Source organism: Actinoplanes xinjiangensis (genome assembly GCF_003148685.1).
Classification (GTDB): Bacteria; Actinomycetota; Actinomycetes; order Mycobacteriales; family Micromonosporaceae; genus Actinoplanes; species Actinoplanes xinjiangensis.
The window spans coordinates 23,364-38,535 of the sequence record NZ_QGGR01000001.1 but is presented as its reverse complement, the minus strand read 5'-3'; the positions used below and the strand labels follow the sequence as shown (position 1 = coordinate 38,535).

The 15,172-nt window shown below is 71.9% G+C and carries 12 protein-coding genes; 3 read left to right on the top strand and 9 right to left on the bottom strand.

Annotated features, from left to right (window positions below; translation table 11 throughout):
* Positions 1 to 18: 18 nt before the first annotated feature.
* The 5 genes from BC793_RS00145 to BC793_RS00125 all read right to left on the bottom strand — a co-directional run bounded on the left by BC793_RS00145 (position 19) and on the right by BC793_RS00125 (position 6,884).
* Positions 19 to 3,501, bottom strand: a complete 3,483-nt coding sequence (locus BC793_RS00145; RefSeq protein ID WP_109588475.1) for an ABC transporter ATP-binding protein/permease — start codon at positions 3,499 to 3,501, stop codon at positions 19 to 21.
* A 101-nt stretch (positions 3,502 to 3,602) separates the two neighbouring features.
* Positions 3,603 to 4,520, bottom strand: coding sequence for a phosphotransferase family protein (locus BC793_RS00140; protein WP_109588474.1), 918 nt, complete (start codon positions 4,518 to 4,520; stop codon positions 3,603 to 3,605).
* A gap of 54 nt (positions 4,521 to 4,574) precedes the next feature.
* A complete protein-coding gene (locus tag BC793_RS00135; RefSeq protein ID WP_109588473.1) occupies positions 4,575 to 4,952 on the bottom strand; it encodes a VOC family protein in 378 nt (125 codons plus the stop codon).
* Positions 4,953 to 5,005: 53 nt separating this feature from the next.
* Positions 5,006 to 6,187, bottom strand: a complete 1,182-nt coding sequence (locus BC793_RS00130) for a metallophosphoesterase (RefSeq protein WP_170167181.1) — start codon at positions 6,185 to 6,187, stop codon at positions 5,006 to 5,008.
* A gap of 46 nt (positions 6,188 to 6,233) precedes the next feature.
* Positions 6,234 to 6,884: a nucleoside/nucleotide kinase family protein gene (locus tag BC793_RS00125; RefSeq protein WP_109588471.1), complete on the bottom strand. Its 651-nt coding sequence runs from the start codon at positions 6,882 to 6,884 to the stop codon at positions 6,234 to 6,236.
* A 134-nt stretch (positions 6,885 to 7,018) separates the two neighbouring features.
* On the opposite strand from BC793_RS00125, the gene BC793_RS00120 reads away from it, so the two are divergent.
* Positions 7,019 to 7,912, top strand: coding sequence for a ScyD/ScyE family protein (locus BC793_RS00120; protein WP_109588470.1), 894 nt, complete (start codon positions 7,019 to 7,021; stop codon positions 7,910 to 7,912).
* A 217-nt stretch (positions 7,913 to 8,129) separates the two neighbouring features.
* On the opposite strand, the gene BC793_RS00115 is transcribed toward BC793_RS00120, so the two are convergent.
* Complete coding sequence (locus tag BC793_RS00115) at positions 8,130 to 8,792, bottom strand: hypothetical protein (RefSeq protein ID WP_109588469.1); 663 nt, start codon at positions 8,790 to 8,792, stop codon at positions 8,130 to 8,132.
* A 238-nt stretch (positions 8,793 to 9,030) separates the two neighbouring features.
* Between BC793_RS00115 and BC793_RS00110 the strand changes: the two genes are divergently transcribed.
* Positions 9,031 to 9,834, top strand: a complete 804-nt coding sequence (locus tag BC793_RS00110; protein ID WP_158319164.1) for a polysaccharide deacetylase family protein — start codon at positions 9,031 to 9,033, stop codon at positions 9,832 to 9,834.
* Positions 9,831 to 10,895: a glycoside hydrolase family 26 protein gene (locus BC793_RS00105; protein WP_109588467.1), complete on the top strand. Its 1,065-nt coding sequence runs from the start codon at positions 9,831 to 9,833 to the stop codon at positions 10,893 to 10,895. Before BC793_RS00110 ends, BC793_RS00105 begins: the two co-directional genes overlap by 4 nt.
* Here the strand turns inward: BC793_RS00105 and BC793_RS00100 are convergent.
* Genes BC793_RS00100 through BC793_RS00090 form a run of 3 tightly spaced genes read right to left on the bottom strand, consistent with a single transcriptional unit; the run spans position 10,885 to position 15,158 of the window.
* Positions 10,885 to 11,994 carry a glycoside hydrolase family 26 protein gene (locus tag BC793_RS00100; protein ID WP_109588466.1) on the bottom strand — a complete coding sequence of 370 codons (1,110 nt, stop codon included), beginning with the start codon at positions 11,992 to 11,994 and terminating at the stop codon, positions 10,885 to 10,887. The genes BC793_RS00105 and BC793_RS00100 overlap by 11 nt on opposite strands.
* A 24-nt stretch (positions 11,995 to 12,018) precedes the next feature.
* A complete protein-coding gene (locus tag BC793_RS00095) occupies positions 12,019 to 12,792 on the bottom strand; it encodes a DUF1616 domain-containing protein (protein ID WP_109588465.1) in 774 nt (257 codons plus the stop codon).
* Positions 12,789 to 15,158 (bottom strand): ribonuclease E domain-containing protein, encoded by a 2,370-nt coding sequence (locus tag BC793_RS00090; RefSeq protein WP_109588464.1) that lies wholly within the window; start codon positions 15,156 to 15,158, stop codon positions 12,789 to 12,791. The genes BC793_RS00095 and BC793_RS00090 overlap by 4 nt, the downstream gene beginning before the upstream one ends.
* Positions 15,159 to 15,172: the final 14 nt, after the last annotated feature.

Genomic DNA, 15,172 nt, shown 5'->3' with positions numbered 1-15,172 from the left:
ACAGGTCACCACGCGGGCTCAGCCGGCCAGGTGGCCCCACCGGTCGGCCAGTTCCGCCCAGGTGCCCTGGTCCTCGGCGCGGCCGCCGATCAGCACGACCACCCGGTCGGCCTGGGCCAGGGCGGCCCGTTTCGAGGTCGAGCCGACCACGGTCACCCCGTGGGCGCGCAGGGCCCGCCACAGATCCAGCTCCGTCGTCACGTCCAGGGCGGACGAGACGTCGTCGGCGATCAGCAGTTCGGTCCGCGGCGCGAGGGCCCGGGCCAGGGCCAGCCGCTGCAACTGGCCACCGGAGAGCCGGGTGCCCTTGTGCCCGATCAGCAGTTGCAGGCCACCGCCGGCGGCGGCCAGGTCGTGTTCCAGCTGCGCCACCGACACCGCGCCGGCGGCGTCCACCTCGTGTCCGAGCTGGATGTTGTCGGCCACCGTTCCGGACAGCACCCGCGGCAGCTGGGCCACGTAGCCGACCTGGTTCGGCCGCAGGAACACCTCCGGCTCGTCGACCGGGTCGCCGTTCCACCGCAGCTCGCCGGTGTGGTGCACGATCCCGGCCAGGGCCCGCAGCAGCGACGACTTACCGGATCCGACCGGGCCCAGCACGAGCACCAGTTCGCCGCGCTCGACGGTGAGGTCGACGTCGCGTACCCCCACGGCGCCGTTCTCGTGCACCGCGCTGAAGCCGGACAGTTCCAGGGTGCGCAGCGGTTTGCGCGGCGCGACCGGCGGCGCCGGCGCCGTGCCGGCCGAGATGTCGACGCCCGGGATGTCCGACGAGTACTCCGACGTGCCGGTCATCGCGGCGGTCCGGCGGGTCCACACCTTCGCCGAGGGGAAGTGCGACACCAGCGACGCGGTCGTCCACGCGAACCAGCGGGCCGCGCCGAGCACCGACACCGCGATCAGGGTCGCCGCCGCCGACAGGTGACCGCCCAGGTAGAGCGCCCACGCCGCGATCGGCAGCAGGCCGCTCGCGATCGACGGCGTGGACCGCGCCCACACCTGGATCGCGATCTCCCGCCGCTGCAACTCGCTGCGGGTCGCGTCGAGGTCGGCCAGATGCGCCAGCACCGGGCCGGTCGCGCCGGCCAGCTTGACCGTGCGCGCCGCCGACAGCGACGACACCAGCGACGTCGCGAACCCCGCCCGCGCCGCCACGGTCCGGCGGGCCGCCCGCTCGAGCCGCGGCCCGAACAGGGTCGCCGCCAGCCCGGACAGCACCATCGTCCCGGCGAAGAACAGGCCCGGCACGATCGACTGGGAGAACAGCGTCATCGACACCAGCGCGAAGATCGCCACCGTGTTGTCGATCAGGTTGTCGGCGAGCTGCACCACGCGTTCGGTGTCACCACCCTGCGCGACCACCTCGGCCGGGGTGTGTTTGCTGACCCGGCGCGGGCCGATCTGCCCGTGCAGCAGGCGCAGGCTGATCCGCAGCATCTGCCGTACCCACCACTCCGGGAACCAGGCCCCGGTGTAGTAGAGCGACGGGATCAGCGCCAGCAGGCCGACCGCGATACCGAGCGCCGGCAGCATCGGATCACCCAGGCCGTCGACCAGGTTCACCCACAGCAGCGGCAGGATCGCGCCGTCGAAGCCGAGCAGTACCAGGAACAGGAAGAATCCGCAGGCGGCCAGACCGTACCGCTTGTCGTTCATGGCCAGTCGCAGGATCTCGCGCATCGTACGGGCCCGCGGCGCCTCCGGCAGTTCCGGCGGTTCCACCGTGGGCAGCGGGTTCGTCAGCGCGTCCGGGCCCAGCTCGTCACGCATGCCGGCGTCCCAGTCCCGTTCGGCCAGCAGGACCCCGCCGCCGGGCGCCGCCGCCGCCGGAACCGTCAGGTTGCTGCTCGCCATCAGCTCGGCGAACCGGCGGGACTCGCGCAGCGGTCCCTGCTCCAGGACCTCGCCGTCGGCCAGCACGACGACCTCGTCGCAGCGCTGCACCGACGACAGCCGGTGCGCCACGATCACGCCGATCCGGCCCTCCAGGAGCCGGTCGGTGGCGCGCTGCACCCACGACTCGGTGACCGGGTCCATCCGGGCGGTCGCCTCGTCGAGGATCACCACCTGCGGGTCCCGGACCAGGATCCGGGCGAACGCCACCAACTGCTCCTGCCCGGCGGACAGCTTGTACCCGCCCTCGCCGAGTTTCGTCTCCAGGCCGTCCGGCAGGCCGGCGACCCAGGCGGTCAGGCCCAGCTCGTCCAGCGCCTGCCCGGCCCGCGGTTGCAGGTCACGGTCGAACAGCGCGATGTTCTCGGCCAGCGTGCCGCTCAGGATCTCGGTGCGCTGCGGCACGATCGCGGTGCGCCGGCGCAGCGCTTCGACACCGATGTCGTTGATGTCGATGCCGCCGAGGAAGACGGTGCCGCGCGGCACGTCCACCGCCCGGGTCAGGATCTTCGCGAGAGTGGACTTACCGGAGCCGGTGCGGCCGATCAGGGCGTACGACCGGCCCCGCGCGAAGGTCACGTTGACGCCGCGCAGGGCCGCCGGGCGACCGCTGTCCGACTCGCCGTAGCGGAAGGTCAGGTCGCGCACCACCAGGTCGCCGTCGACCGGCTCCACCCCGTCGACCGGCTCCTGCGGCACCTCGGCGAGCAGCCGTACCCGGCCCCAGGCGCCGAGCGCGTTCTGCATCTCCGGCACCATCCGGGTCAGGTGCTCCAAGGTGCCGCCGAAACCGAGCGCGAGCAGCCACACCGCGGTCAGCCGGGCCGCGTCGATGTGGCCGGCGGTCAGCGCCCAGGCGCCGGTGAGCACCAGTGCCGCGATCAGGGCACGGCTGATGCCGCCGGCGGTCATGGTGACCTTCGCCGACATCCGCCACACCCGGCGGCCCCGGCGCAGGACCTCCGCCGAGCGCAGGGCGTAGAGACGCCGGACGTACGGCGCGGCCAGGCTCGTGCGTACGTCGTCCTGCCCGTGGATGGCCTCCTCCATCACCGCGGCCAGGTCCGACCAGGCCTCCTCCTCGGCGATGCGGACCGGGCCGATCCGCTGGACCGGCTTGTTCATGACCACGAACAGCAGCGACGCCACCGCGATCATCGCGAGGGCGGCCGGCCACCACACGAAGAAGGTGGTCACCACCGACAGCGAGGCCACCGCCAGGGACTGGGCCAGGCGCACACCGCTGCCGCGCAGCTCGGCGCCCACCTGGTAGACGTCGGAGTCGATGCGGTCGAGCAGTTCGCCGACCGGCGTGTTCTCCAGGGTCGGGATGTCCTGGCCGAAGGCCACCCGGTTCAGGTCGCGGCGGGTGCGGGCCGCCCAGTCGGCGGTCAGTTTCGCCACCACCAGGCCGACCACCACGTCGCTGATCACCGAGGCGACCAGCCCGACGGCCAGCAGGATGAACAGCGAGGACGAGCGATTGACCAGGACCGGGCCGGCCAGGGCTAAGGACCCCGCCGAACCGGACGCGCCGATGACTATCAGGAACGCGACGAGCGTGGTGCGACTTCGGCTCGTGGCCCACAGGTCGCGAAGCAGACGCATGAAGAATCCTCAGGGCGCGAAGGGGAAGGCGGTGCACCCATCCTGCTCGGCCTGTAGAGCACGGCTCAACAGGTTTATTCCCGACATATAGCCCGGCGCGATCAGTCGAGAAAGGACTTCCACCAGGTCCGTTGCGTGATCACCTGGTGCAGCCGGTCGAGCCGGGGAGCCAGCAGAGCGCCGTGGGCCGCCGGATCGGTGAGCGCCAGGCGCAGATCGGCGGCCAGATAGTTCGCCTCCCGGATCTCACATGCGGCACGCAGCACGTCCGGCGGCGTCGCCGTCGCGCCGGCGACCACGTCCAGGGCGATCGGCAGGTGGTGCCCGCTGTCCGCGATCACGAAGAACCAGTCGTCCATCGGCTCGCCGTACCGTGCCCACTCGAAATCCAGCAGCGCGGTGACCCGGCCACCGTCCGCCAGCCAGTTGCCCCAGTGACAGTCCGCGTGCACCGGGACGGACCCGCCGGTGTGCTCCGGCGCGTCCGCGGCCAGCGCGGTGAGACCGTCGATCAGCGCGGGCGGCACGACGGTGCCGCGGTCGGCGGCGGCGAGACCGTCGATCTCGGCGAGCAGGGCGGTACGGCCGGTGAACCCGCCGTGGTCCAGTCGCTCCCGCAGCACCCGGCCGGCGTCCTCCGGCGGCGTCCACCCGTGCAGGATCTGAAGACGCCGTACCGCCTGCTCGGCCAGCTCCCGCGCGGTCGCCGCGCCGGCCCGCGGAAGACCCATGCCAGGCGCGGCCCCGGGCATCCGGGCGTAGCAGGCGAACCGCACCTCGCCACCGTCGACCGGATGGACACCACTGTCGAGCAGTGGCGCGGTGACCCCGGCCGGCAGGTGGGGGGCCAGCGCGATCTCCCGTTCCAGACGCGGATGGCGCCCCACCTCGATGATCTTCACGACGACGTCCGCGCCGACGTGCACCTGATGCGACAGGCTGTCGGCGGGCGTCATCGGGCCCGGGTCACGGCCCAGGACCGTCGTCGCGATCTCCCGGGCGACATGCTGTCGCGTCACGAATACCCCCCGTTGTGTCGTCCCGGAGGACAACGTAGATCAACGGGGACACGGTCATCCTTGCGGCCGGTAGTGGATCGCCTGGAGTGCCCAGCTGTTGCCGTCCGGGTCCCGGAAGTGGACGAACCGGCCCCACGGCTGCTCGTCGACCGGCCCGGTCTCGACACCGGCGGCCAGCAGGTGATCCCGGGCGGCGTCCGCGTCCGGCACCACGACCTGGATCTCCTGCGTGCCCGGCGTCTTCTCGGTGATGCCGTCGCCGATCGCGATCGAGCACGCCGAGCCGGGCGGGGTGAGCTGCACGAACCGCAGACCCTCCTGCACCCGGTGGTCATGGTCGGCGATGAAGCCGACCCGCTCGTAGAACGCCTTGGCCCGGTCGACGTCGGTGACCGGGACCGGGATCAGCTCGATCTTCCACGTTGCTGTCATGACCTCATGCTGTCGCCCATTGCGGTCAGAACCTGACCGCTGTGCGAAAGAGGTCAGCCCGCCGAACGCAGCGTCAGGAGGGTGATCTCGCTGGGGGCGAAGATCCGGAACGGCGGGCCCCAGAAACCGGTGCCCCGGCTGGTGTAGAGCTGGGTCCGCTCGGAGTGCCGGGACAGGCCCTGAAGGCTCGGCTGGTCGGTGAGGACCAGGTAGTGGAACGGCCACATCTGCCCGCCGTGGGTGTGGCCGGACAGCTGCAGATCGATGCCGTGGGCGACGGCGTCCTTGATCTGCTGGGGCTGATGGGCCAGCAGCAGGACGGGCAGATCCGGGTCGGTGCCGGCCAGGGCGGCCTCATGGTCGGTACGGTGACCTGGCAGGCCGGAACCCCCGGCGGTCCGGTCGTCGACCCCCGCCACCACCAGCGAGTCGCCACCCCGGGTGACCACCACGTGCCGGTTGTGCAGGGTCTCCCAGCCGAGGTGCTCCATGTGCTCGACCCAGCCCTGGGCCCCGCTGTGGTACTCGTGGTTGCCGGTCACGTAGACCCGCGCGAACCGGGCGCGGATGTCGGCGAGCGGGGCGGCCATCTCCCGGCGCTGCTCGACCAGACCGTCGGCGATGTCACCGGTGTGCGCCACGATGTCGGCGTCCAGCGAGTTGACCACCTCGGTGACGCCCCGGGACCAGCGCGAGCGGTCGATCGGCCCGTAGTGGGTGTCGGTGATCAGCACGACCTTGAGCCCGTCGAGGCCGGGACCGAGCCGGGGGATGGTCACGTCGACGCGCCGCACCCGGGAGACCCGCATCGCCTCGGTGTAACCCCAGATCAGCAGACCCGCGGAGATCACCACGACACCGGCCGACACCAGGCGGGAGCGGATCGGGTCGCCGACACCGGCGGCGAGCAGCAGCACGCCGGCCAGCTGACCGATCAGCGACCAGGTGAACAGCACCCAGACCACGCCGAGCAGGGTGTCGGCGATCCGGGACTCGCGGTCCCGGTGGCCGCCGTGCCCGCGGAACATCAGATATGGGAAACCGGCCGCCACGCCGGCGAACAGCAGCGTCCCGGCGACGAAGACCGGCAGCGGCCAGTCGTTGCCGGACCACACGAGCGTCGCCCACGGCACGCCGAACAGCAGCGACAGCACCGCGACCAGAACCAGACCGAAACGCGCGAACCGGGGCCCGCGCCTGCGCGGCTCGGTCTCGACCGCCTCACCCACCGACATGACGGCAAGCATGCCACTCGGGCGCGGCGAAATGCTGAGCCGGTTCTCAGCTGAGGGAAAGGGAGTCGACAATCACGTCGGCGCGGTCCCGGGTCGGGGTGATCAGCCGGGCGTTGCGCTCGTCGGTCCCGGTGGCCCACGCGACCGCGGCGTCCCATGTCTTGCCGAACCGCACGTGCCGCTCGATCAGCCGCCGCAGCCGCTCGTCGGTCGCCATGTCGCAATACCAGACCTCGGTCAGCAGCTCCCGCACCGGCGTCCAGCGGGGCTCGTCGAGCAACAGGTAATTGCCCTCGGTCACGATCAGCCGGGCGCTGCGGGGCACCGGGATGCTCCCGGCGATCGGCTGCTCGATGATCCGCTCGAACCCGGGTGCGTAGATCATCTCGTCGCGGTCCTCGACGAGCCGCCGCAGCAGGGCCGCATAACCCCAGGCGTCGAAGGTGTCCGGTGCGCCCTTGCGGTCGCGCAGCCCGAGCCGCTCCAGCTCGACGTCGGCCAGGTGGAAACCGTCCATCGGTACGTGCACCGCCCAGTCCGGCCCGAGCCCCGGCGGCGGGTCCGCGGACAGGGCACCGACCAGCGTGGACGCCAGGGTGGTCTTGCCGGCCGCGGGAGGACCGGCGATGCCGAGAACGGCCCGCCGCCCGTTCTCGGCCAGGCCCCGGGCCCGGGACACCAGTTCGGCGAACGTCATGCGCCGACCGTACCGGGCACCGGAACGGGGGTCGGATCTCCGACTCCGGGCTGCCTCCGGCCGTTCGGGCGATATGCACCCGCAAGGCGGCAAAAGAACCTGTGCGAGGAGAGTCGACTACACGGGGGTTCTAGTTGCTCACAATCCGTTCATATTTTGCTGTCTTCGGGCTGCTGATCGCCGGTCAGGCCGACCCGGTGGTCCCGCTGCCGGGGCGGGCGCCGGTCGAGATCGTCGCCCGCGGCCTGGACAGTCCGCGAGGTCTCGCCTTCGGTGCGCGCGGCGAGCTCTACGTCGCCGAGGCCGGCCGGGGCGGAGCCGCATGCCGCGCCGGCACGGACCGCGGCTGGTGGTGTTCCGGCCGGTCCGGGGCGATCACGGTGATCGAGTTCGGCCGTCAGTGGCGGGTGGTCTCGGGCCTGCCGTCGGAGGCGTCACCCGCCGGAACCGGTGCCAGCGGCCCGTCCGACGTGACGATCGGCGCGGACGGCGAGCCGCTCCACACGGCGACGTCCGTGCCCGGCCTCTACCGGGGCGCGAACCTGCTGGCCACCGTTCCGGCGCCGGTCGCCGTGGTGGACACGGTGATCGTGGACGCCCGCGAGCGGGCACTGCTGCGGATCGCGCCGCGCGGCCGGATCCAGACGATCGCCACCTTCCCGGCACCGGCGGCGCCGGGTTCGGTGACGGTGGGCCCGGACGGCGCCTGGTTCGTCGGTGAGACGTTCGGGCACGCTTCGGTACGCCCACGGCCGGCCCGGATCTGGCGGGTGGAACCGGGTCGCGCCCCGCGGGTCTGGGCCACCGGATTCACCGATGTCGCCGACCTCGCCTGGGGGCCCGGCAACCGCCTCTACGTCCTGGAGAGCAGCGGCCTGACCAGCATCGACGCCGCGGGCAACCGCCGGCTGATCACCGCGGCCGGCCTGAACTCACCGGGCGGCCTGGCGATCCGCGGCGGCCACGCCTACGTCTCCACCTGCAGCACCTGCAAGGACAGCGGAGCGGTCCTGCGAATCCGCCTCTGAACCCCGGCTGGCTCCCACCGCTGTCTCGAGCGCGTTGAGACAGCGGTGACGCCCAGCCGACAAAGACCGGCTGGTTCTGGCTGCTGTCTCGGGGGCGTTGAGGCAGCGGTGACGGCCAGCCGGTGACCCGGCGCCTCCGCCCGAAAGGCGCGCTGGTGGGCGGAGGGACCGCCTGCGTCGCGCGGTAGCGACGGGACTCTGCGTAGGCCGTACGAGATCAGGGTTTGTTTCTCAGGCCGAGCCGGAGGCCGGCGACACCCGCGGGAGAGAGCGGCCGCGCGGTGGCCCGGGCGAGGTCCTCGTGGATGGCGTCGGGCAGTTCGTCGCCGAGCGCGCACAGGGCCGGGAAGAGGTCGAGGACCTGGCGGTGGCTGAGTGCGCCGACCCCGATGAGCAGGCCGTTCAGGGCGGTGGGGCTCTGGGTGAGGCTGATGCACAGCTCCTGGCGCCACGCCGGGTCGTGGACGTGGTCGGGGAACTCGCGGGCGATGCGGTTGCCGGAGGGGGCGCGCAGTCCGCCGAGTGCGGTCTGCCGGAAGCGGGCGACGCTCGGGGCGAGCCGGCAGGCGATGCCGAGGCGCCGCGCCAGCTGGGGGACGGTGAGTACGTCGAGGCCGGAGGCGCACCGCTCGCAGAGCCGCTCGTACGTCTGGGCGTGGATCACCGATGCCGGGCGCTGGCACGCGCCGTCGAGGCCGCAGATCGGGTCGAGTATCACCTCGGTGAGGGTGCCCTCGTGGTCGAAGCGGCCGACCGCGAAATAGGTCGCCGGGGCGGTGCGGTAATGGGCCAGCGCGGCACGGGCGCTGGCGTAGCCGTCGGGGTCCACGCCGATGCGTGGAACGCCGCTGTCGGTGTGCAACTGAATGAGGCGGAACATGGTGCGCGCTCCCGGGGTTTAGAGCGGTTTCGGTGTTGCCCTCCGATACGTCTCCGGTTGGCCTTCGGTTCACATATCACTTTGAGTAATAATCGTGTGACGCCGTTTGCGCTGGCCGGGGATGTGGAAGGTCCCGGACGTTACTCGCTGTAGTGTGAAAAGGCCAGAGGTCCAGTCGAAAGGAGGACCCGCGAGAGCGATCACAGCGGGTAACTTTGGCGACCGGAAAGACAAGATCATGGGGGAGGACGCGGTGACCACGCTGCCCGCGCTGATGTACCACTCGGTCTCCACGGTCGGCGGCCCGCTGCGTGACCTCGCGGTGCCACCGCACCGGCTGACCGAGCAGCTCAACGCCTTGAGCGACGCCGGCTACCGCCTGGTCGGGCTGACCGAGGCACTCGACCTGGCGGCCGCCGGGGACACCGCGCGCACGGTGGCGGTCACCTTCGACGACGGCTACCGCGACTTCCTCACCGAAGGTGTTCCCGCGCTGCAGAAAGCGGGTGCCGGAGCCACCCTCTACGCCTCCGTCGGCCACCTCGGCGGTCACGCGGGGTGGCTGGGGCGGTACGCGCCGGACTTCGGCCCGATGCTGACCTGGGCCGAATTGGACGAGGTCGCCGCCGCCGGGATCGAGATCGGCAACCACAGCCTGATCCACCACCCGCTCGACGTGCTGTCCCCGGCCCAGCTGCGCGACGAGGTGGTGAGCAGCCGCGACCAGCTCGAACAGCGTCTGCAACGGCGGGTGCGGTCGTTCGCCTACCCGCACGGCTACAACAGCGCCCTGGTGCGCCGGGTCGTCGAGCGCTCCGGCCACGACAACGCCACCGAGGTCGGCCGGCGCCCGCACACCCCGTCGGAGCGGCGGTTCGCGGTGCCCCGGTTCCAGCCCACCCCCGATCACACCGGCGCCGACCTGGTCGCGCTCGTCTCGCAGTCCGCGGCGACGCCGGCCGCCCGGCTACGGCAGTGCGCCCAGCCGGGCTGGCGGATGGTCCGCAGGCTGGCCCGCAAGGCCGGCCGGGAGCTCACGTGAGCGGCGGTCACCGGCGCCCGCATCCCGACAACGGTGTCACCCGGCGGGGACTGCTCGGCCTGGCCGGGCTCGGTGCCGCCTCCTCGGCCGGCGTCTTCGGCATGTGGAAGGCGGCCTCCCGGGAGACGCCGCTCGCGGTCAGCGGCACCCCCACGTCCACCCCGTCCGCCCCGGCGCCGACACCCGCACCGTTCACCGGCGCGGATCCGGCGAAGCTCGGCGGGACGGTGCCGTTCACCGCCGGGAAGGCGATGCTCGGCTCCTACCTCGGGCTGGACGGCATGACCTACCCGGAGGCGGTGAAGCTGCGGCGTGGGCAGATCGGCCGCGACCAGCGGATCACCCACGTCTTCTACGCCTGGGAGGACCCGCTGCCCGACCGGATCGAGGGCAAGCCGAAGAAGTCGGTCCCGATGGTGTCCTGGCGCGGCCCGAAGTACGGCGAGATCCTCGACGGCGACGCCGACGACCTGATCGCCGCGGCCGCCCGCCGGCTCCGCGACCTCGATCAGCCCGCGCTGCTGCGTTGGGGCTGGGAGATGAACGGCGACTGGTACCGGTGGGGTGGGGCCAAGAACGACCAGGACACCGAGGGGTACGTCAAGTGCTTCCGGTATCTGCGGAAGATCTTCGACGACGAGGGTGCCGAGAACGTGTCGTGGGTGTGGAGCCCGAACTGGAACTCCAGCCCCAGGAAGGACTGGAACCGGATCGACGCCTACTACCCGGGCGACGACTTCGTCGACTGGGTCGGGATCTCCGGCTACAACCTGCACAGGGAGACGCCCGAGACGCTGTTCGACCCGATCTACCACAAGTACGCCGCGCGCCGGCCGATCATGATCACCGAGGTGGGGTCGAAGGACTACGGCGGCACCACCAAGGCCGACTGGATCCGGCAGCTCACCGCCTATGTGGAGCAGCGGCCGGCGATCGGCGGGGTGGTCTGGTTCGACACCGACACCCACCCCAGCTATCCCGAGCACTGGCGCCTGGACTCGGTGCCGGACGCGGCCGCCGCCTACCGGGAGATGGCCGGCAACGAGCGGTTCAGCGGCTGAACAACTCCCGGTACACGTCGGACGATCCGGTGTTGGGCAGACAGTCCGGATCGTCCGGCCGCAGGATCGCCGACTGCGAGACGGTGCCGTCACATCGCTGGAACCACGCCTCGTACGCCAGGTACGGGGCGTGGTCGGCGAACCAGGCGTGCATCCACCGGACGAAGTCCGGGTTGTCCTTCCCGGCGTCCCCGGTCGGCATCACTCCCCACTCGCCGACCGAGAACGGCTTGCCGTGCGCGCGGGCGAACGCGAACAGCCAGTCCAGGCCCTCCGGCGCCGCCGCCGTGCGATCGAAATCGGCCTCGGTCGGCGACCACGGGTGGTGGTCGTAGTTGTCGATGCCGATCACGTCGACGTATTCGTCACCCGGGTAGCAGTTGGTGCTCAGGCCGCCGCACAGATCGGCCGGCGTGTTGTGCGCGTTGATCGTCCAGTCCAGTACTACCTGGGGGTTCGCCGACCGGAGCGCCGTCGCGGCGCGGCGGTAGCAGCCGATGTACGCCGCCGTGTCCAGGCCGCGCCAGGCCATCGACGACTCGTTCATCTCCCAGCCCAGGCGGACCACCGAGTCGCCCCGGCCGTGCCGGACCATCAGGGTGCCGAAGTCCCGCCAGTGCTGGTCGTAGTCGCCGGCCGCACACTTCGCCATCAGGGCTTCACCCTTGTCCGGCACCAGCGCCTGCGAGATCACCAGGACACCGTCGAAGCCGGCGAACGACTCGAACACCCAGGCCGAATTCCGGGTCATCGAGGCGTAGTCGGTCCGGTCGGTGTAGGTCTGCGCCATCCCGCACGGGCGGCCGCGGTCGGTGCAGAAATCGGTCACCGCCGCGGTGTCCAGCAGCGGGAAACCGTTCACGCCGGACAGCCCGTTCGGGCCGGGCCAGGCGCCGGCCTCCCGCGGCAGCGCGATCCGGGCGCGCGCCGACCGGGGGTCCGCCGCCGTGCTCGCCGTCGTCGTGGTCGCGGAGGCCGTGCCCGCCGGCGTGGTGCCCGCCGGCCCCGACGGCACCGGTGCGGGCTCGTCGGCGGCCGGGGTGCAGGCGGTGGCCAGCAGCGCGATCACGGCCGCGGCCGGCCAGCGGCGAGACGGCATGCGAGCGACTCCCGGTCTGCGGTGCTACGGGACTGCGGAGATGATCAGCGTACGGAACGCGGCGGCCTCGTCACCGCGGAACAGGTTCACCGTCACCCGTTGATCCCCCGGCACGGTGACCTCGCCGGACCAGCCGCCGGCACCGTCCGGTGCCACCTCCCGCCGGTCCACCTCCACCCCGGCCGCGTCGCTGAGCACCATCGTCCACTCGCCCGCGCCGAGCCCGGTCGCCGACATCCGGACCGCCCGGTTGCCGTCGGCGTCCACCGGCCCGGGCGGCTGTGCCGACAGGGTGCTCACCGGTACGTCGTAGGTGTGCACCGAATCGGCGTACGACCACACGCCCGCCCCGGCGACCAGCAGCACGGCCAGGGTCAGCGGCAGCACGTCGCGGATCAGCCGATCCTGCGTGTTCCGGGGGACCGGCGGACTCTTCTCCCCGGCCGGCGCCGGTGCCGCCCGCAGCGTCCGGTAGTAGGCGGCACCCGTCGCGACCAGGGTGGTCACCGCGCACACGAGCATCCAGCTGGTCCGGTTCAGGTGCCCACCGGTGGTCCACAGGACCAGGCCGCCGAGCACCAGTACCGCCAGGCTCAGCGACGGCACCAGTACCGTCCGCTCGACCACCCCGATGTCGCGCCGCGCCGGCCGGAAGATCGCCTCGTTGAGCGCGAACCCGGGCAGCACGAACGCGAGCAGCAGCCCACCCGGCAGCGAGACCGGCAGCGGGCCGAACTCGACGGCGACCGACGCCGCGACCGTCAGGCCGGCCAGCACCCCGGCACGTACCGGCTTCATGACGTCTCCCGACGGTAGATCCGCACCACGCCGTTGTCGTAGACCCGGGACATCTGCGGCATCAGGTCGAACTTGCCCAGCTGTGTCCCGCCGAGCGGCTCGGTGATCCGCCCGGCCATCGGGTCGTCCTGGAAGTACGCGTTGCCCTCCGGCACCCGGTCGCCCAGTCGCCGGTCGACGACCAGGTAGTCGACCGCCAGTCGCCGGGCCAGCTCCTCCTCGGCCGAGGTCCACCACGACGCCCAGAACAGGGGGCCGACCTCCCGGACCGGGTCGGTCCGGCCGTACGTCGAAGACAGCGCCACCGCGGTGATGTCGCCGCCGACCCGGGTGTGCGGTGGCAGGTTCTCCGCCTGCCAGCGGGCGGAGTCCACCCCGTAGACGTCCACCGACCGCTCGTACGCGGCCGGCAGGTACGGGCCCGGCAGCAGCGCCGACACCGGCGGCCAGCCACCGGTCCGGGCACCCACCATGAGCAGCGTGAGCAGTGTCGTGCCGATGTACACCTGGTTGGTCAGCCGCCGGCCGGTGGTGACCGCGATACCCGGCGGTGGTACCGAACGCCAGCGGCGCCCGTCCTGGTCCTTGTCCGGGATGATCCGTACGGCGTGCACGATCGCGATCGCCGCGATGATCGACATCGGGACGTAGGTGAACGTCGACAGCCGGCCGGCGATCTCCGGCCCGCCGGCACCCAGGAACCGGGCCCCGTTGCCGGCGAAGAACACCGCCCCGCCGACCAGCGCCGCCCACCGCCAGGTGTCCCGGTCCTTACGCACGATCATGTCGCGGGCCACCGCCAGGAACAGCACGAGCAGGCCCAGCAGACCCAGGCCCTGCACGGCGAGCTGCGCCAGCGGCACCGGCGTGGCGACACCGACCTGCTCGGCCGGGGCGCCGCCGAACAGCTGGTTCAGCGAGGCGGCCAGCCGTTGCACCGGGGCCCGCAGGTACGCGATGACGTCGCGTGCCACGAACCCGATCCAGCCGCACACCACGGCCAGGGCGACGGCCGGCGGGATCAGCGCCGCCCACGGCCGGGGCCGCTCCAGGGCCAGCTCCGTGACGGCGAGCAGCAGCAGCGTCGCGACCAGCGCGAACGCCGTGACGTGGTGGCTGACCGTGGTCATCGCGATCCCCGCCACCGCGAGGGCCAGGAACGTCGGGCCGCCGCCGGTACGCCAGCGGCGTTGCGCCCAGACGGTGAGCATGAAGTAGGGCAGGGCGGCGGTCGCGTACAGGAACATCGAATTGAAGAACAGGTAGTGCATGGCCGTCGCGTAGGTCACGCAGGCGACCCCGGCCATGGCGGGGGAGTTGCCGGCCCGCAGGACCGCGGCGAACAGCAGGCCCACGAACATCAGGTGCGCGATGCCGGCCACGATCGTGCCGGCCGCGGTCACCGGCAGCCCGGTGAACAGCGACACCCCGGCGCCCATCTCGGCCAGGCCGGGGAAGTGCACGGCCGGTGGCAGCGCGTTGTTCGGCCGGAACAGCTCGCCGGACTCGGTGATCAGCGTGGTGGCGAGCCAGTGCTGCAACTCGTCGGGGAACCGGAACTGGTCCGGGCTGTACATCCACTTGAGCATGTACTGGTTCGCGGCCAGCCCCATCACCAGCACGAACGACTCGGCCACCCCGGCCAGCCGGCTCAGCAGCCGGAACACCACGGGGGAGAACACGAGGATCTGGCCGGTCCAGTAGGCGGCCATCGCCCAACCGGCCTCGTGCCGGCCGCCGGCGTAGGCCAGGGCGACCAGCACCACCCCGAGACTGGACACCGCCAGCACCCACGGTGCCCAGCCCAGCGAGTAGACGTCGCGCGGCGCCGGCGCCGGCTCCTCCCGCTGCTGCGCGGCAGGCGGCAGCGTGAGGACGACGGTCTCCTCGCCGGCCTGCCTGCGCACGGTGGTCAGGGCGCTGACCCCGGCCGTCCGGGCTCTCGTGCCGCCGGTCTTCGGTGCACTGGGCAGGCGGATGATGACCGTGTCGTCATCCTTGTCCCTACCGGTGACGGGCTTCAGGACGACGGTGTCGTCCGGCACGGCGACGGCGTCCTTCAGAACGACGGTGTCGTCCTTCACGATGACGGTGTCGTCCTGCACGACGACGGTGTCGTCCTTCACGATGACGGTGTCGTCCTTCACGATGACGGTGTCGTCCTTCACGATGACGGTGTCGTCCTTCACGACGACGGTGTCGTCGGCCTGAAGGCCCGTCTCGTCGTCGGCCGGGCTCTCCGCCTCGGCCGGGCCGGTCTCCTCGACCGGTTCAACCGCCTGGATGACGACCGTGGCGTCCGGTTGCGGTTCCGCGGTCGTCTCCTCCGGCGCCCCGTCCTCGTCGGGCGTCGGCTGGTCCCCCATGAAAAAGACCCTCC

Bases quoted from the DNA above. Each gene is read 5' to 3' on its own strand.
- BC793_RS00145 (WP_109588475.1), bottom strand. From the start codon at position 3,501: ATGCGTCTGCTTCGCGACCTGTGGGCCACGAGCCGAAGTCGCACCACG.
- BC793_RS00135 (WP_109588473.1), bottom strand. From the start codon at position 4,952: ATGACAGCAACGTGGAAGATCGAGCTGATCCCGGTCCCGGTCACCGAC.
- BC793_RS00130 (WP_170167181.1), bottom strand. From the start codon at position 6,187: ATGTCGGTGGGTGAGGCGGTCGAGACCGAGCCGCGCAGGCGCGGGCCC.
- BC793_RS00125 (WP_109588471.1), bottom strand. From the start codon at position 6,884: ATGACGTTCGCCGAACTGGTGTCCCGGGCCCGGGGCCTGGCCGAGAAC.
- BC793_RS00115 (WP_109588469.1), bottom strand. From the start codon at position 8,792: ATGTTCCGCCTCATTCAGTTGCACACCGACAGCGGCGTTCCACGCATC.
- BC793_RS00110 (WP_158319164.1), top strand. From the start codon at position 9,031: ATGGGGGAGGACGCGGTGACCACGCTGCCCGCGCTGATGTACCACTCG.
- BC793_RS00100 (WP_109588466.1), bottom strand. From the start codon at position 11,994: ATGCCGTCTCGCCGCTGGCCGGCCGCGGCCGTGATCGCGCTGCTGGCC.
- BC793_RS00095 (WP_109588465.1), bottom strand. From the start codon at position 12,792: ATGAAGCCGGTACGTGCCGGGGTGCTGGCCGGCCTGACGGTCGCGGCG.
- BC793_RS00090 (WP_109588464.1), bottom strand. From the start codon at position 15,158: ATGGGGGACCAGCCGACGCCCGACGAGGACGGGGCGCCGGAGGAGACG.